The 23142-nt window shown below is 55.1% G+C and carries 17 protein-coding genes; 11 read left to right on the top strand and 6 right to left on the bottom strand.

Annotated features, from left to right (window positions below):
• The first annotated feature begins 19 nt into the window (after positions 1 to 19).
• Genes BLX24_RS00125 through BLX24_RS00115 form a run of 3 tightly spaced genes read left to right on the top strand, consistent with a single transcriptional unit; the run spans position 20 to position 4301 of the window.
• Entirely contained in the window at positions 20 to 1879 is a 1860-nt protein-coding gene (locus tag BLX24_RS00125) for a glycoside hydrolase family 97 protein (RefSeq protein ID WP_071501072.1), read from the top strand.
• Between the two features lie 6 nt (positions 1880 to 1885).
• Positions 1886 to 3154 (top strand): glucuronyl esterase domain-containing protein, encoded by a 1269-nt coding sequence (locus tag BLX24_RS00120; RefSeq protein WP_071501071.1) that lies wholly within the window; start codon positions 1886 to 1888, stop codon positions 3152 to 3154.
• Positions 3155 to 3212: 58 nt separating this feature from the next.
• The gene (locus BLX24_RS00115) at positions 3213 to 4301 is read left to right on the top strand and encodes a S41 family peptidase (RefSeq protein WP_071501070.1); all 1089 of its coding nucleotides are present in this window, start codon (positions 3213 to 3215) and stop codon (positions 4299 to 4301) included.
• 68 nt (positions 4302 to 4369) lie between these two features.
• On the opposite strand, the gene BLX24_RS00110 is transcribed toward BLX24_RS00115, so the two are convergent.
• Genes BLX24_RS00110 through BLX24_RS00100 form a run of 3 tightly spaced genes read right to left on the bottom strand, consistent with a single transcriptional unit; the run spans position 4370 to position 6542 of the window.
• The gene (locus tag BLX24_RS00110) at positions 4370 to 5689 is read right to left on the bottom strand and encodes an NHL repeat-containing protein (protein WP_071501069.1); all 1320 of its coding nucleotides are present in this window, start codon (positions 5687 to 5689) and stop codon (positions 4370 to 4372) included.
• Positions 5690 to 5712: 23 nt separating this feature from the next.
• Complete coding sequence (locus tag BLX24_RS00105) at positions 5713 to 6018, bottom strand: ribosomal protein L7/L12 (protein ID WP_071501068.1); 306 nt, start codon at positions 6016 to 6018, stop codon at positions 5713 to 5715.
• A gap of 20 nt (positions 6019 to 6038) precedes the next feature.
• Positions 6039 to 6542, bottom strand: coding sequence for a hypothetical protein (locus BLX24_RS00100; RefSeq protein ID WP_083421720.1), 504 nt, complete (start codon positions 6540 to 6542; stop codon positions 6039 to 6041).
• A gap of 234 nt (positions 6543 to 6776) precedes the next feature.
• Here BLX24_RS00100 and BLX24_RS00095 point away from each other — a divergent pair, with 234 nt between their 5' ends.
• Together BLX24_RS00095 and BLX24_RS00090 are read left to right on the top strand one after the other, a co-directional pair.
• Entirely contained in the window at positions 6777 to 7529 is a 753-nt protein-coding gene (locus BLX24_RS00095; RefSeq protein WP_143092528.1) for a LytR/AlgR family response regulator transcription factor, read from the top strand.
• Positions 7530 to 7562: 33 nt separating this feature from the next.
• Positions 7563 to 9443 (top strand): tetratricopeptide repeat-containing sensor histidine kinase, encoded by a 1881-nt coding sequence (locus BLX24_RS00090; RefSeq protein WP_071501067.1) that lies wholly within the window; start codon positions 7563 to 7565, stop codon positions 9441 to 9443.
• A gap of 3 nt (positions 9444 to 9446) precedes the next feature.
• Here BLX24_RS00090 and BLX24_RS00085 read toward each other — a convergent pair whose 3' ends face one another.
• The gene (locus BLX24_RS00085; RefSeq protein WP_071501066.1) at positions 9447 to 11546 is read right to left on the bottom strand and encodes an outer membrane protein assembly factor BamB family protein; all 2100 of its coding nucleotides are present in this window, start codon (positions 11544 to 11546) and stop codon (positions 9447 to 9449) included.
• A gap of 159 nt (positions 11547 to 11705) precedes the next feature.
• On the opposite strand from BLX24_RS00085, the gene BLX24_RS00080 reads away from it, so the two are divergent.
• From BLX24_RS00080 to BLX24_RS00055, 6 genes are all read left to right on the top strand, one after another.
• Positions 11706 to 14420 carry a DUF1553 domain-containing protein gene (locus BLX24_RS00080; protein WP_071501065.1) on the top strand — a complete coding sequence of 905 codons (2715 nt, stop codon included), beginning with the start codon at positions 11706 to 11708 and terminating at the stop codon, positions 14418 to 14420.
• Complete coding sequence (locus tag BLX24_RS00075) at positions 14417 to 15898, top strand: DUF1501 domain-containing protein (protein ID WP_071501064.1); 1482 nt, start codon at positions 14417 to 14419, stop codon at positions 15896 to 15898. The genes BLX24_RS00080 and BLX24_RS00075 overlap by 4 nt, the downstream gene beginning before the upstream one ends.
• 147 nt (positions 15899 to 16045) lie before the next feature.
• Positions 16046 to 18052, top strand: coding sequence for a transketolase (gene tkt / locus BLX24_RS00070; RefSeq protein WP_071501063.1), 2007 nt, complete (start codon positions 16046 to 16048; stop codon positions 18050 to 18052).
• Positions 18053 to 18436: 384 nt separating this feature from the next.
• Positions 18437 to 18778, top strand: coding sequence for a hypothetical protein (locus BLX24_RS00065; protein ID WP_071501062.1), 342 nt, complete (start codon positions 18437 to 18439; stop codon positions 18776 to 18778).
• 233 nt (positions 18779 to 19011) lie between these two features.
• Complete coding sequence (locus BLX24_RS00060) at positions 19012 to 19605, top strand: TlpA family protein disulfide reductase (protein ID WP_071501061.1); 594 nt, start codon at positions 19012 to 19014, stop codon at positions 19603 to 19605.
• A gap of 89 nt (positions 19606 to 19694) precedes the next feature.
• Entirely contained in the window at positions 19695 to 20336 is a 642-nt protein-coding gene (locus BLX24_RS00055; RefSeq protein WP_083421718.1) for a 3-keto-disaccharide hydrolase, read from the top strand.
• Between the two features lie 148 nt (positions 20337 to 20484).
• On the opposite strand, the gene BLX24_RS00050 is transcribed toward BLX24_RS00055, so the two are convergent.
• The gene (locus BLX24_RS00050; RefSeq protein ID WP_071501060.1) at positions 20485 to 21273 is read right to left on the bottom strand and encodes a UDP-2,3-diacylglucosamine diphosphatase; all 789 of its coding nucleotides are present in this window, start codon (positions 21271 to 21273) and stop codon (positions 20485 to 20487) included.
• Positions 21274 to 21388: 115 nt separating this feature from the next.
• Positions 21389 to 22555 carry a hypothetical protein gene (locus tag BLX24_RS00045; protein WP_143092527.1) on the bottom strand — a complete coding sequence of 389 codons (1167 nt, stop codon included), beginning with the start codon at positions 22553 to 22555 and terminating at the stop codon, positions 21389 to 21391.
• Between the last annotated feature and the right edge of the window lie 587 nt (positions 22556 to 23142).

Below are 23142 nucleotides of genomic sequence, written 5' to 3'. Positions count from 1 at the left end.
GTAACCCTACCTGATGCACATGCTCAATCGCCATGTTTTTCCGGTTGTCCTGCTTTTTCTTTTCAGCCTGAGCAGGCTACACGCTCAGGCCGTTAAACTGGTCTCCCCCGATGGCAAAACCCGTATCGACGTTATGGTAAACCCTGACCACGCTTTGGTTTACCGGATGTTGGTCAACCAAAGCGTGGTTGTCGACTGGTCGGTACTGGGCCTTGAGCTTCGCTCCGGAACCATCGGCGCTGATGCGGCCATTGTCTCATCGGCCACCCGAACCGTAAACGAAACCATTACCTGGCCGCTGGGCGAAAACGACCGGATACCCAACCGGTTCAACGAAACAACCGTTAGCTGCCGGTCGGGGTCAACCCCCTTTCAGGTAACATTCCGGCTTTATAACCAGAGTCTGGCGTTCCGCTATACCCTGACAGACAAAGCGGCCATTCGGGCAGGCGTCATTACCCGCGAGCTGACCACCTTCCGGTTTGCAAGCCCGTTTACGCTTTATCAATACAACGAGGAAAGCGTATTTGCGCCCACTGCCGTTGACAGCTTTACCAAAACCAGCGATTTCCCGACTACCCTGACCAACGGTAAACTGTTTATTTCGGTTGGTGAAGCGGCCAATGCGGGCTATACCAAAGCCGTACTGGAAAAAGGCACTACCCCCAACACGCTGGCGGTCAGCTTCAAAAAAGACTACCGCGATCCGGCCAAACACGACTCTGTCCGCATCGGCCAGCCGTTTAGCAGTCCGTGGCGTACGATCAGCGTCAGCGCCTCAGCCATTGGCCTCCATGCCTTCAGCGACTTAGCCTTCCGGTTGTCGCCGCCCCCGGCCAGCGGTATACCGGCATGGGTGAAGCCCGGCAAGCTGATCCGCTCGTACCTCACGACCCAAAACGGCCTCGACTGCATTGATTTTGCGCACAAACACAATCTGCAATACATCATGTTCGACGCGGGCTGGTACGGGGCCGAATTCCGTGGTTCTTCCGACCCCACCAACGTGATTGAGGCTATCGACATGCCGAAGGTGATTCAATATGGCAAGCAAAAAGGCATCGGGGTAATTCTGTACGTCAACCGCGTGGCATTACGGGCTAAACTGGATACCATTCTGCCCCTGTATCAGAAATGGGGAGTGGCCGGATTGAAGTTCGGATTTGTCGACGGCCTGAGTCAGGAAGGTATTCAGTGGCTGGCGCAGGCATTGCCAAAGGTGCAGGCACACGGCTTCATCCTTGACATTCACGACAACTACAAGCCTACGGGGCTGAGCCGCACCTATCCCAACCTGCTGACGCAGGAAGGCATTCGCGGCAACGAAAACAATCCGGATGCGTTTCATAACACGGTGCTGCCCTTTACGCGGTTTCTGGCCGGTGCGGCCGATTATACATTCTGCTATCCGAACGCCAACAAAGCCTTCAGCGACAACCTGCGCAAAACCAAATTACAGGTCAGCAAAGGGCAGCAACTGGCGCTGACGGTGGTTTATTTCAGTCCGTTACAGGCCATGTTCTGGTACGGTAACCCGAATGACTATACAAACGAGGGCGAAATTGAGTTTTTCAGCCGTGTGCCGACCGTCTGGAACGAATCACACTACCTCTCCGGCGAAATTGGTCAGCACATTGCCGTTGCACGGCGGCAAGGTAAATTATGGTATCTTGGGACCGCCGCGGGCCTCAACGACTGGTCCGGAACGCTTACCCTGAACTTTCTGGACAAAGGCAAAACCTATACCGCCACGGTTTACGAAGATGACGGGGCCGATAGCATCCGCAAACGTACTGTCACCGTTAAAAAGGGCGATGCGTTCCCTGTTCAGCTGGCGGCCAGGGGCGGGCAGGCCGTCGTGATTGAACCTAATCGCTGATCGCTCATGAGACCGTTACTGTTTTCATTATCCAACCTTTTCCTTTGTTTTCTTTTGGTCTGTACAACCGGTTCAGTAGCGCAGACGCTTCCGAATCCGCTGGTACTGACCACTGGCAAGCGCGTGCAGACCGCCCGCCAGTGGACGGAAGAACGCCGCCCTGAGTTGCTGAAGCTATTTGCGTCGGAGATGTACGGGCAGGCCCCTCCGCGCCCCGAACGCATGCGGTTTGCCGTGGTTGACGAAGACCGGCAGGCCCTCGGCGGTCTGGCCACACGGAAGCAGGTGGTGATCTACTACGACGGCACACCGCAGGGGCCCAAAACCGACGTGCTGCTCTATATTCCCAATCAGATGAAAGGCCCCGCACCGGCGATTGTCGGGCTGAATTTCTGGGGGAATCACACCATCCACCCCGATCCGGGCATCCGGCTGGCAAAATCGTTTGTCGAGTCTGGTAAAAACAATCCGTATATCGACCTGAGCTGCGTACAGCATAACCGCGCGACGGAAGCCTGTCGGGGCACCAATGCGCGGCAGTGGCCCGTCGAAAAAATCCTGAAAGCGGGTTATGCCCTCGTAACCGCCTACCGCGAAGATGTAGCGTCGGACGAGGCCGGATCAACGTTGACGACGGGGGTACATCAGTTGTTTCCGGCTTACCAGCAGCGGCCCGATAATTTCGGCACCATCGGTGCATGGGCATGGGCCCTCAGCCGGATCATGGACTACCTGGAAACCGATAAGGCCATTGACCGGAAACAGGTAGCCGTTTTCGGATGGTCGAGACTCGGTAAGGCCGCACTCTGGGCGGGGGCTTCAGACCCGCGGTTTGCGCTGGTGATCAGCCACGAATCCGGCGCGGGCGGTGCCAAACTGTTTCATCGGGGCGTTGGGGAAAACATCCGTCGTCTGTGTACGGTGTTCCCGCACTGGTACGCCAAAAGCTTCCGGCAATACATGGATAAAGACACACTGCTCCCTTTCGACCAGCACATGGTCATCGGGCTGATTGCGCCACGGCCGGTCTACATCGGCAGTGCACAGGACGACAAGGGCGCTGATCCGGCGGGTGAGTTTGCGTCGGCGGTGGCCGCAACACCGGTTTACCGGCTGTTTAAAACCAATGGCTTGCCGGTTTCCACTCTGCCCCCGCTGAATCAATCCGTACAGGGGCAGATCAGTTACCACATCCGGCCCGGCGGCCACGACGTAACCGATTATGACTGGGAGCAGTATCTCCGGTTTGCCGACAAGCATTTCCGGCCGCGCTGATCAGGCAGGTAGATCAGCGGCCGGTTTGTATTTTCAGGGTAAGCACATCTGAAAACGTATGAAAACAATCCACATTCTGCTGTTCTGCCTGTTCTTTTTTAGCGTAACTGCATTCGGACAATCTTCCCGACCGGCTACCGGCTGTAGATGTCCGGCCGCGCTCAACGAGGCCATTGATAAAACAACCCGCATTTACGCCGGATTTACCGACAAGGTTACGCCGGCCACACAAAAAAGCTATAATCAGCTGGTTACTAAAACAAAACAACTCGCCCGCAGCGCAAAGACCGCTGATGACTGCCATGCTGTACTCAAAACATACACGTCGTTTTTCAAAGACAGCCATGTGTTTGTTATCCGGCAACAGGCCGGAGCCGCGCCGGTGCTTTATGCAGACGTGATCAAAGACCGCACCGACCTGGTTCAGTTCCGGCAGCTCGATCCGAAAACGCTGTATATCCGGCTCGCCGTCTTTAACCAGCGGGAGGTTGACCGGCTCGACAGCCTGCTGCGGGCCAATGCCCAACTTATCAGCCGGACGCCGGACCTGATTTTCGATGTACGCGGGAACGGGGGTGGCAATACGTCGACCTCCGACGAGATGGTTAAGCTGATTTATACCAACCCGATCCAGTATCCGTCATGGGATTACCGCTCCAGCCCGGAGCTCATCGAATCGACCCGCGACAATATTGCTTCGATGATGAAGGATTCGGTCAACAATGCCTTTTTCATCAAGCGGCAACGTTTTCTGCTTACCGGCTTACTGGCTAATCCGGGCGGTATGGTCAGTGACGGCGAAGACCTCACCCGCCCCGCCGATGTCAGTCCCGACGCCAACCCGAAACGCATCGCCTTGCTGATTGATAAAGGTTGCGGCAGCAGCACTGAGTTTTTTGTTTTTGAGTGTAAACAAAGTAAAAAAGTGACGCTGTTCGGTACTAATACCCACGGGGTGATGGACTATGGCCTCGACCAGAACTTTAACCTCTGCGACGGGAGTTTTAGCCTTGCGCTGCCCTGGGGCCGTAACGGCTGGACCCGCCAATACCGGATCGACAACATTGGCTTTGCGCCGGATGTCCGGATACCGGCAGCCGAAAAAGACTGGATACAGTTTGTAAAACGGCATTGGGCCAGGCAATAGCCCGGCCCAATATCACTAACCTTCTGTATTATTGCTTATTGTTCAATACACGTTTACCAGCCAATAACCTACGGACAGCTGCGGGCTACCGTCACGGTCATCTGCGCCGGAACGGACGATCCGCACCCACCGGCAGTACCGGCCTGAAGGGTGTACGTGCCTGGCACACGGACATCAAACGCTACCGGCTGATAGGTACCGGCGGTCCGGTGCACTTCGCTGAATACATAGCCGTTGGGTCCGGAGAAGACAAACGTTTGGCCATTGCCAGTACCCCGTAACCGGACCGGACACGCCGACTCATCGGCCGTCAGCCCGCTTACCGTTGCGGTTTGCCCGCCCGGAACAAACTTCTGGACGCGGTGATTATTCTGATCGGCCACATAAACCGAGCCCATCGCATCGACGGCAAGGCCGGATGGCCTGTCCAGCTGGTTTGCTGATGACCCCGATACACCGGATGTCCCGCCTACGGTTATGCCGGGAGTCCCCTCCGTTGAATTCGGGGGAAATTTCTGTATCCGGTGATTATACCAGTCTGATACATAAATGAAACCCGCTCCGTCAACGAACACACCCAGGGGCGTATCCAACTGATTACTGGCCGGTCCGGCACTTATCGTTATGCCGGCTACGGTTGCCCCATTGTCGCCCCCAACCGAATTCGGCGGAAATTTCTGAATCCGGTAGTTGTTGGCGTCAGCAATGTAAACGTTTCCTGAGCCATCTACAGCCACGCCGAGCGGATAATAAAGCCGGTCGGGCGCTGAGCCAAAGCTGGGTAAGCCGCTAATTGTCATGCCGGCAATCGTGACCCCGTTGTCGCCGCCAACCGAGTTCGGGTTAAATTTCTGGATGCGGTGGTTCTGCGCATCGGCAATGTAGAGATAACCGCCGCCATCAACGGTAAGTCCATATGGTCTATTTAACTTTTCAGGACTATACCCGCTCGTACCGGTACCGGCCACCGTGATTCCGTTATCGCCACCTACCGAGTTAGGGGCAAACTTCTGAATGCGGTGATTCTCATAGTCAGCAATATAGATATTGTTACTCCCATCCAGGGCAACACCGGTCGGTTTATTCAGTTCCTGCGGTCCGCTGCCGGCCGATCCTGTGCCGGCGACAACCGTACCGGCGCTCCCGGACGTTGCATTCGGGGCAAATTTCACGATCCGGTGATTCTCCGAATCGGCGACATAGATAAAGCCGGCCGCATCCACGGCAACCCCGACCGGCAAATTCAGTAAGGCGGGAGTTGTGCCGATGGTGCTGGTTGTTCCGGCAACGGTAACGCCCGGACAGGTCTGTGCCCCCGCAGGCTGCACCAGAGCACTGATGATCAGCAGCGTACCGGCAATAAATTGAACAGGAGAATACGTTTTCATACCTGAGTGTTTTTCAGAACCGTTTATTTCACTTCAACTTCAGCACCGGCCGCTTCAAGCGCACTTTTTATCGATGCTGCTTCTTCCTTGACTACTTCTTTGGCAATTATAACAGGAGCCGCCGCGACAATTTCCATTGCCTGCCGCTGATGTATGCCGAAGTAGCTGACGAGGGCTTTGGTCACGTGCGCGGCCGTTGAGCGGTCTTTCGGGCGCAGCAGCGTTACGGTTACGTACTTTTCCTGTACCTGCTTTGTGGCTGTTTCAGATTGAGCTACCGGAAACAGTGAACCGGAGAAGAGAGCAATAAAAAGCAGTGTTTTCATCATTTCAGAGACGATTTAAGGGGTTATTCAACAACATCAACAAAGTCCTGCGGGCGTACTTTAAACTTCGGTCGTTCGCCCTTCGGCACAATGACAATCAGGTCAGCCGAGACACGGGAGCCATTTTTCAGGAGATAGCCACCCTCTACTTTCGTCGTGGTGCCGTTGTTGGTATAGGGCACAAAAAACGGTTTTGCCTTTACGTTTGCCCCTTTGGAGGTCAGCCGTTTGCCGGTGGCATTCACGCATTCGAACCGGGCAATGGCCGACGGATCGCCTTCAAAAATGCTGTTGAGTTCTTCGCCTGCCTTTTTGAAATAGATCAGCATACAGCCGCTCTTATTCTGGGCCGTCACCGACACTTCGTAGCGCGAATACGACTCCTCATTGCGCTCGTTTCTGACCATGTAGCTGAACTCTATTCCGTTGCTTACCGTAGGCTTGTCCTCCGAAAGGTCAATAGCCGACTGCCCCTGTGCGTTCCAGGCCAGCAGCATCCCAACAATTGTCGTAAATACTTTTTTCATAGTGTAAATCTGACTTATCAGAAAGGTTAGATTCTCCGGCCGGCAGTAACCTGTTGTTTACCAACCGTTGATGCCCCGAAACTAGTACAACACGTCAGTTTGTATCTGCCCGGTTTCACGAAATGCAGCCTGCCGTTCACGAAGTGCATCTTTGATTCCATAAATCCCGGTACGTATTTTTATCGTATTATTCGGAACAGTTATCAATTGTCTGACCGCCACCTGGTTCAACCTATGCCTATACGTGTACTTATTGTTGATGACGAGCCCGCCGCCCGGTCGCTGCTGCGCCAGCTCCTTGCCGACCATTGTCCGGCTATCCGGAGCATCAGCGAAGCGGGAGACATCCGCAGTGCGGTTAAAATGATCAATAACCAACCGGTCGATCTGGTTTTTCTGGACATTGAGATGCCGGAAGAGAATGGTTTTGCCTTGTTTGACTATTTCCGGCAACCCTCGTTTGAGGTAATCTTTTGTACGGCTTATTCCGAATATGCGCTCAGGGCCTTTGAGGTTTCGGCGGTTGATTACCTGCTGAAGCCGGTTAGTATTTCCAAACTGATCGCCGGCGTAGAAAAGGCCCGTAAACTCATCGGACAGGGCCAGATCAGCCAGCGGGCCTCCGTGCTGCGGGAAAATCTGAACGTGACCAAACTACAGAAGATTGCCCTGCCGATGGCCGACAGCCTGCTGTTCGTGCAGCTGGACGATATTTTTTTCTTTGAAGCCGACGGCTCGTATACCAATGTCATTACCCGTCAGGGAAAAACACTGGTCAGCAAAAAAATCAAGGAGTTTGACGAGCTTCTGGCCGATGACGAGCGTTTCTACCGCATTCACCGCTCCTATCTGATCAACACGCATCAGATCCGGCGGTACAACAAAAAGGATGGCGCCACGGTCGAGTTTGACAATGGCCTCAGCACTCCCATTGCCCGTGAAAAAGTAAAGGACTTCGACGAGTTCATTGCCGGTATCCGCGTGTAACCAATTTCCAACCCACCCGACTAAACCCTGATTATGAAACAGCTCATCTGGCTGGCGGTTATGCTGTTTGCATGGCCTGGCGTGGTCCGACCTGCCCTGGCCCAACAATCGTACGAAACACTGTTACAACAGCTGAAAAAACACCCGAAGGCCGATACGGTGCGCGCTGAGCTCCTGATTGATGCCTGTGTAGCTGCCACGTTCCGGTCCGATACGGCGGTGCTGAACATGGCCACCGAAGCCAACCGCATTGCCAATACACTTGGCTACGAGCTCGGGCAGATCCGGTCACTAAACTGCCTGGGCAATTATTATTTCAGCCGCTCCCTCAACGACAAGGCCACCCAATACTACGTACAGGCGCTGCGGCTGGCCGAAAAACGCGGTGATTACCGCAACATCGTGATCGGCAAAAGTAATCTGGCTAATGTCTTTTACCACAACAGCGACAATGCCCGCTCCATCCGCCTGCTGACCGAAGCGGACCAATTGCTGGTACAGCACCATGACACAGTAAGCCAGAACCGTGCGGCCATTCTGACCAACCTGGCCAATGCCTACGCCCAACAGAAAGCATACGTCAAAACCATCCAGGTATACGAGCAGGTACTGCACATCTGCCGTAGCCAGCAGATCGGCTTCGGTATCGCGCTGACGCTCGACAACATCGGCAAGACCTATTTCAATGCCGGCCAGCCAAACAAAGCGCTGCCTTACCTGCAGGAAGCCAAAGCCGAAATTGAACGGCATCACGTAGATTTTGTACGGACCAAAAATCTGAGAAACCTTGGTCAGACGTATGCCCGCCTGGGAGACATTCCGCAAAGCCTGCGCTATTTCCGGCAGGCAGAGACCATTGCCCAACAAACCGGTGATAATGAAGGGCTGATGGATATTTATTTTGAATTACAGCAGAGTTACCGGAAGAGTAATGATTTCAAGGCAGCCTACCTCGCCCTTAACCAATACATATCCCTCAAAGACAGCCTGTTTACAATTCAGAAAGACAAAACCATTCAGGAGCTCAACACCAAATACGAGACCGAAAAGAAAGACCACGCGATCCGGACACTGGCCCAGCAGAAGCAAATTACTGAACTGGAATCGGGGCGGAAAACGGGGTTGATTTACACTATTCTGGCCCTTGCCGTTGCGCTGTCGGTAGTTGCCTATGGCCTTTTTGCCCGCTTCCGGAACCGCAAGCAGCGCGAACTGCTGACGACACAGTTGCAGGAGGCCGAGCGCCGCATTACCATTGAGCAGCAAGCCCGGGACAGTGAACTGAAAGCGCTGAAAAGCCAGATGAACCCGCATTTTATGTTTAATGCACTCAACAGCATTCAGGAACAGTTTATGTACGGGGATAAGCAGGTAGCCAACGAGCAGATGGGGAACTTCACCGCGCTTACCCGCCAGATTTTACAGGTGTCGGGCAAGAAAAAAATCAGTCTGTCCACCGAAACCGACATCCTGACGAAATACCTGGAACTCGAAAAAATGCGGTTCCCGCAGGATTTTGCCTACCGCATTACCCTAAGCGATGACCTCGACGAAGATTACCACCAGCTCCCCCCGATGCTGGTACAGCCGTTTGTTGAAAACAGCATGAAGCACGGTCTGCTGCACAAGCAGGGGCCGAAGGAGCTCAGCATCGCCTTTTCCCTGTCAGAAGATGAAGCGTTTATTCTCTGCACGGTGGAAGATAACGGCATCGGGCGGGCCCGTTCGGCCGAAATAAATCAGCAGCAGGGACCATCGCGGCATGTTTCATTTTCGGTATCAGCCACCGAAGAACGGCTGAAACTGCTGGACCAGACCAACACCGGCCAGCCGATGGTTCAGTTCGAAGACCTGGTGTTTCCGGATGGCAGCGCGGCAGGCACCCGCGTCACCATCCGGATTCCGCCGGGCTAACCCTTACGGTAAGGCAAATGCGACATACTGATTGCCTTTGGGGGTGCCCAGTTTCTGGCCCCCGCAGGCAATCACGACGTATTGTTTCCCGCCAATCTGATAGGTTATCGGCGTGGCAAAAGCGGCCGCCGGCAGTTTGGTTTCCCAAAGCAGCCGCCCCGTCTTTTTGTCAAATGCCCGGAACTTGCCGTCTTTGGTAGCGCCGATAAACAGCAGCCCGCTCGCCGTAATGACCGGCCCGCCGTAGTTTTCGGTACCGGTCGTCGGGATGCCCTTGTCTTTCAGCGCCTGCACCTCGCCAAACGGAATTTTCCAGACATAGTCGCCCGTATTCAGGTTAATGGCGTTCAGCGTCCCCCAGGGCGGGGCAATGGCCGGCAACCCCTGACTGTCCAGAAACTTGTTGTACCCCGTGCTCCGGTACGGCAACCACGGCTTTTTTGAGGCCGTTGACGAAGCCACTTCTTTTTTTTCCTCGCCGAACAGGAACGCTACCAGCGCCTGTTTTTCGTCGGCGGTCAGGGTCGTAAAACCCGGCATCATGCCTTTGCCGTTGCTGATCACCTGCGTCACGGCAGCGCGGTCGCGGCGACGGCCAATATCGACCAGCGACGGGTAACCGCTTTTGGCGTTGCCCTTCCGGTCGGCTCCGTGGCAAGGCGTACAGGTGGTGGTATAGATCCGTTCTCCGGTCGGCAGATGGGCCAGGGCGTCCTGCTTCGGCGTATCGACCATGGTCAGAATCCAGGCCATTTCGTTGCTGTTGACATACAGAATTCCCTCAGGGTCGGCCGCTGCTCCGCCCCACTCCGCCCCTCCGTCGAAGCCAGGGTAAATAATGGTTCCTTCGCGGCTCGGGGCGGCAAACAGCTCTTTGCGGTATTTCCGGAAACGGGCTACCAGGGAGTCACGGTTTTCGGCATAGGGGCTGATGTCTTTTTCGGTCAGGGTATTCACCTGCCGCGCATACGGAGCCGGTTTCGACGGTACAGGCTGGGTTGGCCACGTTACTTCACCCGGAATGGCCGATTTCGGAGCAGGCACTTCGTTGATCGGGAACAACGGTTTGCCGGTTACACGGTCAAAGACAAACACATACCCCTGCTTGGTGACCTGCGCCACCGCATCGACCAGCTGACCGTTGTGGTTCAGCGTCACCAGATTCGGCGGAGCCGGTATATCACGGTCCCAGACATCGTGGTGGATAAACTGATAATGCCAGAGTCGTTTACCCGTTTGGGCGTCCAGCGCCAGCAAACAGTTTGCATACAGGTTCTGCCCCCTCCGGTTGCCGCCGTAGAAATCATACGAAGCCGAGCCGGTCGGTACAAAAACAATCCCCCGTTTGCGGTCAACGGCCATGCCCGACCAGTTATTGGCCGCGCCGACATCGGTATTTTTGTACGCTTCTTTCGGCCAGGTTTCATAACCGGGTTCGCCCGGATACGGGATGGTATGAAACGACCAGGCGAGTTTGCCGGTCCGGACGTTGAACGCCCGGATATCGCCGGGGGCGGCATCTGCTTCTTCCGATAACCGCAGCGGCATGATGATCAGATCGCCGAACAGCGTACCCGGCGTATTTGAGATAATGAATTTGTCTTTGGCAATGGCCGGCAGCCCCGTATGCAGGTCCACCTTGCCGCCGTCGCCGAAGTTTTGGACCGGCTTACCCGTTTTTGCGTCGAGGGCCCACAGGTTTGGTCCGACGGTATAGAGAATGCGCCGGTCAGTGCCGTCCTGCCAGTAGGTAACCCCGCGGCTCGTACTGGCCCAGCTCTTCAGCGGGTCACCGAAACGCCACACTTCTTTGCCGGTTTTCGCATCAAGCGCAAACGCCTGCACGGTACTGGTCACGCCATAAACCAGCCCGTCGACCATAATCGGACTGGTCTGCATCTGCCCTGAGTCCGGCGCGGCATACGTCCAGGCGACCGTTAGCCGGCCCACATTCTCCGGATTAATTCCGGTAAGCGGCGAGTAGTGATTCCGGTCGGGCCCGCCAAGGTACTCCGGCCAGTCAGTGTCTTTTTCGTCGGACGACGGAGCGTAAAAAGCGGCCGTCAGCAAACAGCCTGCGGCCAGCAGCACATAACGGAACATAAGGTCAGGAATGTTTTTATGGGCATAAGCGGCGAAACGGAACCACCTACTTTTTTTACCGGAAAATAGGCCTGCTAAACGGTAGAATGCCAGGATTTCTACGTTTTATTCACAGCTTGACATGTTCGTTTTCTGAATGCCTAAACTCCCGGCCCGCGTATGAGAATTTACTGGTTTAGCGGTTTGCTTTTGCTGTGTACAGTGACGGCCTGCACGCTCAGCTCTTTGTTTACCGATGAGAAAATCAGCTATAATCAGCACATACGGCCTATTTTTAACACGAAATGCATTACCTGCCACGGCGGCATCAAACAAAGCGGGAAGTTTAGTCTGCTCTTCCGGGAAGAAGCGCTGGCAAAGGCCAAATCCGGTAAGTATGCCATCATTCCGGGCGATGCCGATAACTCCGGGCTGGTCAAACGGTTGCTGACCGATGATCCTGAGCTCCGGATGCCGCAGGAACACCCGCCGTTGTCGGCCGATGAAATCAAGCTGATTAAAACGTGGATCAATCAGGGGGCCGACTGGGAAGACCACTGGGCCTATATCCGCCCCGACCGCCACCTGCAACCGCCCGACGTTGACGATGCGGCGGGAATTGACGCTTTCGTCCGTGACCGGCTGAACAAGGAAGGGCTGAACCCTTCGCCCGAAGCCGACAAAGCCACCCTGCTCCGGCGGGTCAGCCTCGACCTGACCGGCCTGCCGCCAACCCCGGAACAAGCCGCCGGTTTTCTGGCCGACAATTCGCCGGATGCCTATCCGAAACTGGTTGATCAGCTGATGCGGTCGCCGCAGTTTGGGGAACGCTGGGCCTCACTCTGGCTCGATCTGGCCCGTTATGCCGACTCGAAAGGGTATGAAAAAGACCTCGAACGCAGCATCTGGCTCTACCGCGACTGGGTAATTAAGGCCCTGAACCGCGACATGCCCTTTGACGAATTTACGGTGAAACAGCTGGCCGGTGACCTGCTGCCCGCCCCCGACCCGAAAACCGCCGATGAGCTGCTGATTGCTACCGCCTTTCACCGCAATACCATGTCGAACGACGAGGGCGGCACCAACGACGAAGAATTCCGGAACATGGCTCTGATCGACCGCGTCAGCACGACCTGGGAGGTCTGGCAAGGGACAACCATGGCCTGTGTGCAGTGCCACAGCCACCCCTACGATCCCATCCGCCATGCCGACTTCTACAGGTTTATGGCATATTTCAACAACACGCGCGACAAAGACCTGTACAATGAAAAGCCTAAACTGTATACATTCAGGCCGGAGCATGAGCAGCGCGTAAACAAGCTGATGGCCTGGATTAAGGCACAACCGGCCACAAAACCGTATCTGAGCCATTCTCAACAAGGCGGATTGGGGCAACAGCGTCAGGCCCTGCTGTCGGCCCTGGGCTACCGGCGGATTGAAGCCGAAGATTTCGACAGCACCAGCCGCCACATTGAGTTGTTCAACAACCAGACCACCATCATGCAAACCACCGAAGGTGCTTTTGTCGCCTACGAAAACGTGGACATGACCGGCGTTACGCAGATTTCGTACAACTATACCACCTCTTTTACCTCATTTCTGGAACTGCATCTCGACCGGCCCGATGGCCCGCTGCTCAGCCGCCTGAAAATCCTGCCCGCTCAGGAGGGCGATCCGGCATCGTGGGGCAGCTGGAAAACGTTCCGGACCATGACGACGCCTGTCAAACCGGCAACCGGTCTGCACACGATTGTGGTCGTGTTCCGGAAAGACAAGGAGTTCCGCAGCGACCTCGTACACCTCGACTGGATCGAACTTGGGGTGGCCAATGCCCCGATTCAGCGCGACAAGGCCCTGCGGGATTCGGTCCTGCAACTGGCACAGATTCCGGCCATTTCGACACCCGTTATGCTGGAACGCCCTGCCAGCCGGAAACGTACGGCGCATGTCTTCATCCGCGGCAACTGGCTCACCAAGGGCTCTGTGGTTACGCCGGCAATCCCGGGGTTTCTGGTTCAAAACAGTACCGGCCAGACCAACCGCCTCGACATGGCCCGCTGGCTGGTGAGTCCACAGAACCCGCTGACCGCCCGCGTGATGGTCAACCGGTTCTGGGAGCAGCTGTTCGGCATCGGCCTGGTTGAAACACTTGAAGACTTCGGGACGATGGGGGCCAAACCCAGCCACCCCGAACTCCTCGACTGGCTGGCGGTTCAGTTTCAGGATGAGTACAAATGGAGTGTGAAGAAACTACTGCGGTCGATGGTGTTGTCGGAGACCTACCGGCAGTCGGCCAAAACAACGCCGGAGCTGCTGGAAAAAGATCCGCGTAACCTGCTGTTGGCCCGTGGGCCACGGGTCCGGCTGAGTGCCGAGCAAATCCGTGATCAGGCGCTGGCTGTCAGCGGCTTACTAAACACCGAACTCTACGGCCCGAGTGTCCGCCCGTTTAACCCGGCGGATCGGGGCTGGGAAAACGAGAAACCTGAGAACCGGCACCGGCGCGCCCTGTACACGTTCTGGCAACGGACCAATCCGTTCCCGTCGATGGTGACCTTCGACAGTCCGCAGCGAAACGTCTGTGTCTCGCGCCGCGTCCGGACAAACACCCCGCTGCAGGCCCTGACGACGCTCAACGATACGGTTTACACGGAAGCAGCCCGGCACCTGGCGCAGCTGATGAACAAATCCGGCCGGACGATCCCTGATAAAATCGCCGCCGGTTACCGCCGGATCATGTTCCGGCAACCGGCCCCGGCCAAGCTTGTGCTGCTCGAAAAACTGTATGCCGATGCGTTGCCCCCACGACGGAAACCATCGCCCGCACCCGACCCCAATGCCCTGGCACTGGTAGCCAATGCCCTGTTAAACCTCGATGAAACCCTGACCAAATGAAACGGATCTCCCACGCTGACGAAGCCCTGTTTTCGGAAGCCACGTTTAATACAAGACGCCATTTCCTGAAGCAATGTACGTCGGGGCTGGGATCGCTCGCCCTGCTGTCGCTGCTGGACAGTTGCGGGTTAGGGCAACCCAAAGCGGAGCTCGCCGGGAACCCGCTGAAGCCGGTCAGTCCGCCTTTTGCGCCGAAAGCCAAACGGGTGCTGTTTATGCACATGGAAGGCGCTCCGTCGCAGCTGGAACTGTTCGACTACAAACCCGAACTGGCCAAACTCGACGGTCAGCTCTGCCCGCCCTCGCTGCTGGAAGGGAAACGGTTCGCGTTCATCAAAGGGGTTCCGAAAATGCTGGGACCACAGGCCCAATTCTGCCAATACGGGCAGTCGGGCACCTACCTGTCTGACTATTTTGAGTACCTGCCCAAAGTAGTCGATGACCTGACGTTTCTGAAGGCCATGCATACCGATGAGTTCAATCACGCACCTGCCCAGTTGTTTATGCATACGGGCAGCCCCCGGCTCGGACGCCCAAGTCTGGGGGCGTGGGTCACCTACGGGCTTGGTTCCGAAAACCAGAACCTGCCGGGTTATGTCGTGCTCGTTTCCGGCTCCGATCCGAGCGCCGGTAAGTCGGTGTGGGGCAGTGGTTTCCTGCCAACGGTCTATCAGGGCGTGCAGTGCCGCTCCATGGGCGAGCCGGTGCTTTATATCAAAAATCCGTCGGGTGTCAGCGACAGCCTCCGCAAAAAATCCATCGATGTCATCAACCGGATCAACGAACTGGAACACGAAGAAATCGGCGATCCGGAGATTCTGAGCCGCATTTCGCAATACGAACTGGCTTATCGCATGCAGTCGGAAGTGCCCGAAACAATGGACATTGCCGATGAACCACAGTGGGTGCAGGACTGGTACGGAGCGAAGCCCGGCAAATCGTCGTTTGCCAATAACTGCCTGCTGGCCCGCAAGCTGCTCGAAAAAGGGGTACGGTTTGTACAGCTGTTCGACCGCCGCTGGGACTCCCACGGTACGGATGCAGGCAGCGGTGTCGGGGAAGGACTCCGGAATAATGTCCGTACCATTGACAAGCCGATTGCAGCCCTGCTGGAAGACCTCAAGCAGCGCGGGTTACTCGAAGACACGCTGGTGGTCTGGGGCGGCGAGTTTGGCCGGACCCCGATGATGGAAAACCGCGCCGGTGATAACGATTCGCCGTTTAAAGGCCGCGACCACCACATTGATGCCTTTACCATGTGGATGGCAGGCGGGGGCCTGAAGGCAGGGTACAGCCACGGCGAGACCGACGAAATCGGTTATTATGGCGTCAAAGGGCGTACCCACATTCATGACTTACAGGCAACGATCCTGCATGTACTGGGCTTTGACCACGAAAAGCTGGTGTTTCCGTTTCAGGGCCGGAACTTCCGGCTGACGGATGTTCACGGGCAGGTAATCCGCGATATTCTGGCGTAATCCCTCATTTTTAGTAATCAACTTACCCGCTGAGTTGTTACGTTTTATAAGCACATGCTTAACTGGTTTTCCGGCAGGCTTGCGGGCTACTCAGGATTTATTTCCCGAAATCCTGTCTGATTACCGGCGTTAATGCTTTTAAAACGTATGAAAAACACTCAGACTGACCTCGATCAGCTTTGTATTGACACCATCCGGCTCCTGTCTGTCGATGCTGTCCAGAAAGCAAATTCCGGTCACCCCGGCCTCCCGCTCGGCGCGGCTCCTATGGCGTATGTGTTATGGTCGCGTTTCCTGCGGTTCAATCCGAAAGACCCGAACTGGCCCGACCGTGACCGGTTTGTCTTGTCAGCCGGCCACGGTTCGGCCCTGCTGTATAGCCTGCTCCACCTCTTCGGCTATGACCTGTCGCTTGATGACCTGAAACAGTTCCGGCAACTGCATTCCAAAACCCCCGGTCACCCGGAGTCCAACCTGACGCCCGGTGTCGAGGTAACGACGGGGCCACTCGGGCAAGGCTTTGCCAATGCCGTCGGCATGGCCATGACCGAAGCCTTTCTGGCGGCCACCTACAACCACGACGGCCATACCGTCATGGATCATTATACCTATTCTATTGTCTCCGACGGGGATCTGATGGAAGGTATTGCGTCTGAAGCCGCCTCCCTGGCTGGTCACCTCAAACTCGGCAAGCTGATCTTTCTGTATGACGACAACCTGATTTCGCTTGACGGAGACACCAATCTGGCCTTTACCGAAGACCGCATGGCCCGTTTTGCCGCATACGGCTGGCACACGCAGCAGGTCGGAGACGGCAATGATCCGGAAGCCATTGACCAGGCTATCCGGGCGGCTCAGGCCGAAACGGACCGCCCGTCGATCATTGCGGTCCGGACCATTATCGGCTATGGCAGTCCGCAGCAGGGAACCAACAAAGCCCATGGCAATCCGCTGGGCGAAGAAGGCCTGAAAAAGGTAAAGGAGTTTCTGGGTTTCGACCCGGAACAGTCGTTTGTTGTACCCGAAGAGGCGGGCAAACACATGGCTGCCATAGGCCATCGCGGCGCTTCGCTACAGGAGGAGTGGCAAAAGCGGTTCGACGCCTGGCAGGCTGATTTTCCGCAACAGGCCGACCTCTTCACGCGCTCGTTTCACTATGAGCTACCCGATAACTGGGATGAAGAGCTGCCGGTTTTCACCCCTGCCGACGGCAAGCTGGCTACCCGGCAGGCTTCCGGCAAAGCCCTTATGGCCATTAAGAAACGGGTGCCTTTCGTTTTCGGCGGTTCGGCCGATCTCGCCTCATCCAACGACATGCCTACCGAAGGCGATGTCAGCTTTCAGCCGAGGCATTACGAAAACAGCAACATCTGGTTCGGCGTACGGGAACATGCCATGGGGGCTGCCCTCAACGGCATGGCCCGGCATGGCGGGGTGCATCCCTACGGTGGCACATTCCTGAACTTTTCCGACTATATGCGCGGGGCGTTCCGGCTTACCGCTCTGGCCGAGTCGGCCGCTACGTTTGTCTTTACCCACGACAGCATCGGCCTCGGCGAAGACGGACCCACCCATCAGCCTATTGAGCAATACGTTGGCCTGCGGGCAGTCCCGAATTCAATTGTCATCCGGCCGGCCGATGCCAACGAAGCGGTAGAGGCGTGGCGGTTTGCGATCACGCACCGAAGCGGGCCAGTTGCCTTGCTGCTGTCGCGGCAGAAGCTTCCGGTTCTGGATCAGGAAAAATACGCGTCCGCCAGGGGATTACACAAAGGCGCCTACATCCTGAGCGAAGCCGGCACAACCCCTCAGCTCATTCTGATTGCCACCGGCTCGGAAGTTTCGCTGGTGCTGGAAGCACAGACGCATCTGGCGCAAAACGGGATCCCGACACGGGTAGTCAGTATGCCATCGTGGGAGCTATTCGATAAACAGGAGCAGGCGTATCGGGATGAGGTGTTGCCACCGGACTGCCGGAAGCGGCTGGCGGTCGAAATGGCCTCGCCCATCGGCTGGCACAAATACGTAACCGATGAAGGGCGGATACTGGGCATGACGCACTTCGGGCTGTCAGGGCCTGCCGATGAGGTGATGGCTTACTTTGGCTTTACGGTTGATCATGTTGTACGTCTCGCGCGCGAAATGCTCGGTTAACTTTTTATTCCGGAACGACTCCGGACAATACGACTATCGGCATTGTCCGGAGCGTTTCTAACCCTATCAGACGGTTCGGTAAAAGACACTAATCCACATGAAAAAAAGAGTAATTCCCCTTGATTTTCTCTCCTTTTGTCTCCATTTTTGTACAAAAAGACTCTTTCCCTCCATTCCTCTCACCCTGCTAAAACATACTTTTTTCTCAATTAGACACCATAAAGCACACGAACACGTATACGTTTTACTGAATTGTTTCAAGGTAGAATCCAGCTTTATACCGGGAAAGGAACAAGCGACCTCAGGAAAATTATGCTTTCCGGGTCTTTCTCAGTAATTTCAGGGATTCGCTGCTTAATTTAGTTTTTTAATATTTTATTGTGTATGACAAACCCGACAAACGTGCAGCGCTACATAGATTGTCTTCAGTACCCGGCGGTTGACACCTGGAAAGTTGCATACAACGCGTATGAAGTACCGATTCTGACGCACAAGCTCCTGAAGTCCTGCTTTATTCCGATCCGTTTTCTGGACGAGAAATCGACCTGGTTTCCGCCAGCCTCCCAGGCCATGTTGATTATGGCCGAAACGAAGGGTATGACCAAATATTCGCTGAATGAACTGGAACGGCTGATCAGCTATTATTGTCCGGAAACAGCGCTGCAGCTCGACTGGCGCCTGACCTGGCAATTAATTAACCTTAACGAGCAGATGCCCATGCTCTGACGCTCATCCTCCATCGCCCGCGGCTTACTAAGCAATACACCCCGAGCGATGGATAGCGTTTCCTCCGAAGCCTTATAATGCTCTCAGGTGATGATAGTACACTACGCTTTCAGGCGAAAAGCGTAGTACCCCTTCCCCCGGATGGCTGTTTACATACTTTCTTGTGAATGCATCCCGTATTGCAACCAATGATCATTACTTCCTGTTATCCAGCCATATAATAAACCCTGCATATGGAGACTTCCCCGAAAAAACCAACAACCTGGCTGCAGTATGTCCTGATGGCCGGTGTCATACTGATTTTATTTTTTACTGATTTAGGATCCAGCATCCGGACCGGCGTGCAGCAGCTGGTGCTGAAAACCGGGGTTAAAAATGCCCCGACCACCGATGCGGCTCCGGCCGAAACCGCAACAGACGGATACCCTGCCCTGAACCTGGTCGATGCTGGCGGCAATGCCATTTCGCTGTCCCGATTTAAGGGTAAAGTTGTTTTTCTGAACCAGTGGGCCACCTGGTGCCCGCCCTGCAAAGCCGAAATGCCGGCTATCGAACGACTGTATCAATCACTGGATAAAAACAAGGTAGCTTTCGTGATGTTGTCGCTGGATGATGAATTTGCTACCGCCCGCGACTTTGCTAAAACCAGGCAGTATACAATGCCGGTTTTCGGACTGGCCGGCCCGATGCCGCAGGCATTTGAAACCAGTTCAATCCCTACGACCATTATCCTGAAACCGGACGGTCAGGTAGCCCAGCGCATCGAAGGTATGGCCAATTACGATACTGATGAGTTCCGGAGTTATCTGACCTCGTTGTATAAATGAGCCAAAACACCCCAGGGGTTTAAACCCAAAACGAGTAGAAACCGATCAATTCCGCACTTGTATACACAAACCGGGTACAAAATTCACTCATGAAAAAACTACTTACTTATGCGGCCTGCGCCATGCTGTTTATGGGCTGCGCGGGATCTAAACCGACTAACTCAAAAGGAGGCTGGGTAACGGTCTTCGACGGCAAAACCTTTACCGGCTGGAAAGTAGGTGCTAACGCCTCTACGTTTAAAATCGAGGATGGTGCCATTGTCGTTAACGGCCCGCGCGCCCACCTGTTCTACGAAGGCCCGCTGCAGAACCACGATTTCAAAAACTTTGAGTTTAAGGCCAAAGTGATGACCTTACCCGGCTCCAACTCCGGCATGTTCATCCACACGGTTTATCAGGAAGACGGATGGCCATCCAAAGGCTACGAAATCCAGGTAAACCAGACCCACACCGACTGGCGGAAAACCGGCAGTGTCTATGGCGTTCAGGATGTGAAAGAGGTCTTTGTGAAAGACAACGAGTGGTATACCGAGCACATCATTGTACAGGGCAAAAAAGTAACGGTCAAAATCAACGATAAAGTCATCAACGAATATACCGAGCCCGATAATGTGGAGCGGAAAGGCGGTGATGCACAGAAAAAATTAAGCAGCGGCACCGTTGCGCTTCAAGGCCACGATCCGAAAAGCAAAGTCTACTATAAGGACATTATGATTAAGCCGCTGCCGTAAGCACACTACGTTATTGAGCGAATTAGTGAATGTGCGATTGAGTAAATAAACCATTGACATACAGCCCTTTGCTCGCTGGCTAAATCTAATTCTGCTTGCTTACAGCCCGCCAAGCGGTGGCACGACTGCGAGTCGTGCCACCGCTCGCTTACAAACCCTGGTTTCCAAACGTCCTGAGCTGCACCGACTGCCCGTCGAAAACGGCGTAGGTTTTGGCAAACACCCATTCGCCCAGATTGATGTAGCGGCTCGACGGTGGTACGGCCAGGTCAAGCGGCAAGTGCCGGTGGCCGAAAATATAGGCATCGTGGTGCTGCACCCGCTCCACTTCAAGGCAGTACTGATACAGCCACTCCCGCTCTTCGCCCAGGAATTTATCCTCCCCTTTTTCGTTGTTCGTCAACCGGCTATGGCGCGACCAGGCATGCGCCAGCCCGATCCCGACGTCGGGGTGTACCCAGCGGAACAGCAGCCGCGCGAGGCGGTTTTCAAAGACTTTTTTGAGTTGCTTATAGGTATAATCACCGGGGCCCAGGCCATCGCCATGCCCGACATACAGGCGCTTATCGCCGATCTGATAGCTGCGGGGCTCCCGATGGACCGGGATGTTCAGCTCTTTGGTGAAATAATCGGCCATCCACATGTCATGGTTGCCGGTAAACAGAATCACGGGCAGACCGGCGTCTGTAAGTTCGGCCAGTTTACCCTGCAACCGGGCAAATCCTTTGGGGATGGCATGTTTATACTCAAACCAGAAATCAAACACATCGCCGACCAGAAAGATGGCGGCGGCATCGCCCTTGATCTGATCGAGCCAGGTAATGACGGCCCTTTCGCGGGCGAGGCTTTGCTCGTGGGAAGGCGTGCCTAAATGAAAATCAGAAGCGAAATAAACGTTACGGCCCGGAGGCAACGCAATAGTCTCTACGTGGGACATTGTACAGGTTCTCGGCCACAAAGGTACGGCTTGCAGCAATATGACGCACCTTAAAAACAGAAGCGGCGGATGAGTATGTCCATCCGCCGCTTTTTGTATGTTGTTTGCTCTCTCTTTACCGGATCCGCTCCGCAACAACCGGCACACAAACCGCTGGCGGACAGTTACAGTTCGTTACCGGTAGATTGACCGTCTGCTGCGCACTCGCACAGTTTGCATTGGTGGCAAACACCGTTACTGTATAGGAAGCCGTCGCCAACGGGTTCGGCAGGTTCGACACCGTTGCCTGACCGTTGATCAGTGGTGCCGGGTTAGTCATCGAAATACCGGGGCCCGTTACCAGGTACGACGACGCGTTGGCCGCCGAAATCTGGATGCCGGCGTCGTTATTGACGGCGGTGCCGCTACAGGTAGCCCGCGTAACAATCACGTTGGAGAGTACCGCCGGGGCGCAGGAACACGAAGCGGGGGCTGTGTACTGCCGCGAAACCGAACTACAGGCTGTGCCCGAGAACAATACCGTGACAGTACGGGTAGCCCCGTCCGACGGCAAGCCGTTCATCGTAAAGCTGTAAGAACTGGTGTTGGCCGCTAATGCTGCCGTTACGCTCTGCACACCGTTAGTGATCGTTACCGACTGAGCCTGCGTGGCGTTTGTTAAACTCAGCACGCCACTCAGTGTATATTGATTGGTCGCCGAATTACAGGCACCCGGCGTTACGGCCACACTAACCGCACAGGGTGCCGGCGGAGCCACTGAACACGAGGCAGGCGCAGTATACTGCTGTGAGACCGAACTACAGGCAGTGCCTGCGAATAAGACCGTCAGCGTACGGGCGACGCCGTCCGACGGCAGGCCGTTCAGCGAGAAGCTGTAGGTACTGGTGTTAGCCGCAAGAGCTGCCGTGGCGCTCTGCACGCCATTGGTGATCGTGATCGACTGAGCCTGCGTGGCGTTGGTCAGACTAAGCACACCACTTAATGTATATTGATTGGTCGCCGGATTACAGGCCCCCGGCGTTGCTGCCAGGCTAACGGAGCAGTTTAACGGATCAGCCACTGTACAGCTGGTCGGGACCGCATAGCTTGTTACGGCCGAACCACAATTCGGGGCAAAGACGGTCACTGTCTGCGTTCCCCCTACGGATGGCAGACCCGAGATCGAATACGGGACGGTTGTGCTTCCGCTGCCAATTGCCACCGTCTGACTCAATGCACCGGTCACCAGTGTCAGCGTACCGGCCGCACCGGGGTTAGACACCGTTGCTGTACCACTCAGCACATAACTGTTCGTGGCCGGATTACAGGCTGACGCCCCCGCCGTTAAAGCAACCGTACTGTAAAGGCCTGCGGGTTGGTTGATGCCGGTGAGGGTGCCTAGTGGTATTAAAGTACCGTTATTTTCAGGCGCTTTATTAATAGTAGTTGAATTTGCAGTATTGTTTATAGCTAAATTCGGGTTTAAAGCACCGTTTATAACTTTATATGTAATAATCCCTATATCAACCCATCCCGTACTTGTTAGTACCGGACAGCTGAAAGTTGGAATATCAGCCTGCAAGGTAACATTAAACTTTCCGGGTATTGTTGTGCCATTAAATGCCTGATCACTCCATGCACTTGGAAATCCAGCAGGAGTACATGGATTGACAGGAGAAAAGTTTTGTTGCTGATAAGACACAAATGAGAGAGACTGTGGATTATAATCCACCAGAATCGAGGAAGTTCCGATAGCAAAGGTATTTGAGTCTGCCGCTTTAATCTGTAGTCGTACTGTGTAAGTGCCTAAAGAGCAATTAACATCTCCGACAAGCCTGATGTCTGCCTGCTGTGCTTGTGAACCAACTATGGTACACATTACTATAAGTA

Origin of the sequence: Arsenicibacter rosenii, from assembly GCF_001870735.1 — a bacterium.
GTDB classification, from domain to species: Bacteria; Bacteroidota; Bacteroidia; order Cytophagales; family Spirosomataceae; genus Arsenicibacter; species Arsenicibacter rosenii.
The sequence above is the reverse complement of the archived record's forward strand: the minus strand, read 5'-3'. Positions and strand labels throughout refer to the sequence as shown.

Bases quoted from the DNA above. Each gene is read 5' to 3' on its own strand.
- BLX24_RS00125 (WP_071501072.1), top strand. From the start codon at position 20: ATGCTCAATCGCCATGTTTTTCCGGTTGTCCTGCTTTTTCTTTTCAGC.
- BLX24_RS00120 (WP_071501071.1), top strand. From the start codon at position 1,886: ATGAGACCGTTACTGTTTTCATTATCCAACCTTTTCCTTTGTTTTCTT.
- BLX24_RS00115 (WP_071501070.1), top strand. From the start codon at position 3,213: ATGAAAACAATCCACATTCTGCTGTTCTGCCTGTTCTTTTTTAGCGTA.
- BLX24_RS00110 (WP_071501069.1), bottom strand. From the start codon at position 5,689: ATGAAAACGTATTCTCCTGTTCAATTTATTGCCGGTACGCTGCTGATC.
- BLX24_RS00105 (WP_071501068.1), bottom strand. From the start codon at position 6,018: ATGATGAAAACACTGCTTTTTATTGCTCTCTTCTCCGGTTCACTGTTT.
- BLX24_RS00100 (WP_083421720.1), bottom strand. From the start codon at position 6,542: ATGAAAAAAGTATTTACGACAATTGTTGGGATGCTGCTGGCCTGGAAC.
- BLX24_RS00095 (WP_143092528.1), top strand. From the start codon at position 6,777: ATGCCTATACGTGTACTTATTGTTGATGACGAGCCCGCCGCCCGGTCG.
- BLX24_RS00090 (WP_071501067.1), top strand. From the start codon at position 7,563: ATGAAACAGCTCATCTGGCTGGCGGTTATGCTGTTTGCATGGCCTGGC.
- BLX24_RS00085 (WP_071501066.1), bottom strand. From the start codon at position 11,546: ATGTTCCGTTATGTGCTGCTGGCCGCAGGCTGTTTGCTGACGGCCGCT.
- BLX24_RS00080 (WP_071501065.1), top strand. From the start codon at position 11,706: ATGAGAATTTACTGGTTTAGCGGTTTGCTTTTGCTGTGTACAGTGACG.
- BLX24_RS00075 (WP_071501064.1), top strand. From the start codon at position 14,417: ATGAAACGGATCTCCCACGCTGACGAAGCCCTGTTTTCGGAAGCCACG.
- tkt (WP_071501063.1), top strand. From the start codon at position 16,046: ATGAAAAACACTCAGACTGACCTCGATCAGCTTTGTATTGACACCATC.
- BLX24_RS00065 (WP_071501062.1), top strand. From the start codon at position 18,437: ATGACAAACCCGACAAACGTGCAGCGCTACATAGATTGTCTTCAGTAC.
- BLX24_RS00060 (WP_071501061.1), top strand. From the start codon at position 19,012: ATGGAGACTTCCCCGAAAAAACCAACAACCTGGCTGCAGTATGTCCTG.
- BLX24_RS00055 (WP_083421718.1), top strand. From the start codon at position 19,695: ATGAAAAAACTACTTACTTATGCGGCCTGCGCCATGCTGTTTATGGGC.
- BLX24_RS00050 (WP_071501060.1), bottom strand. From the start codon at position 21,273: ATGTCCCACGTAGAGACTATTGCGTTGCCTCCGGGCCGTAACGTTTAT.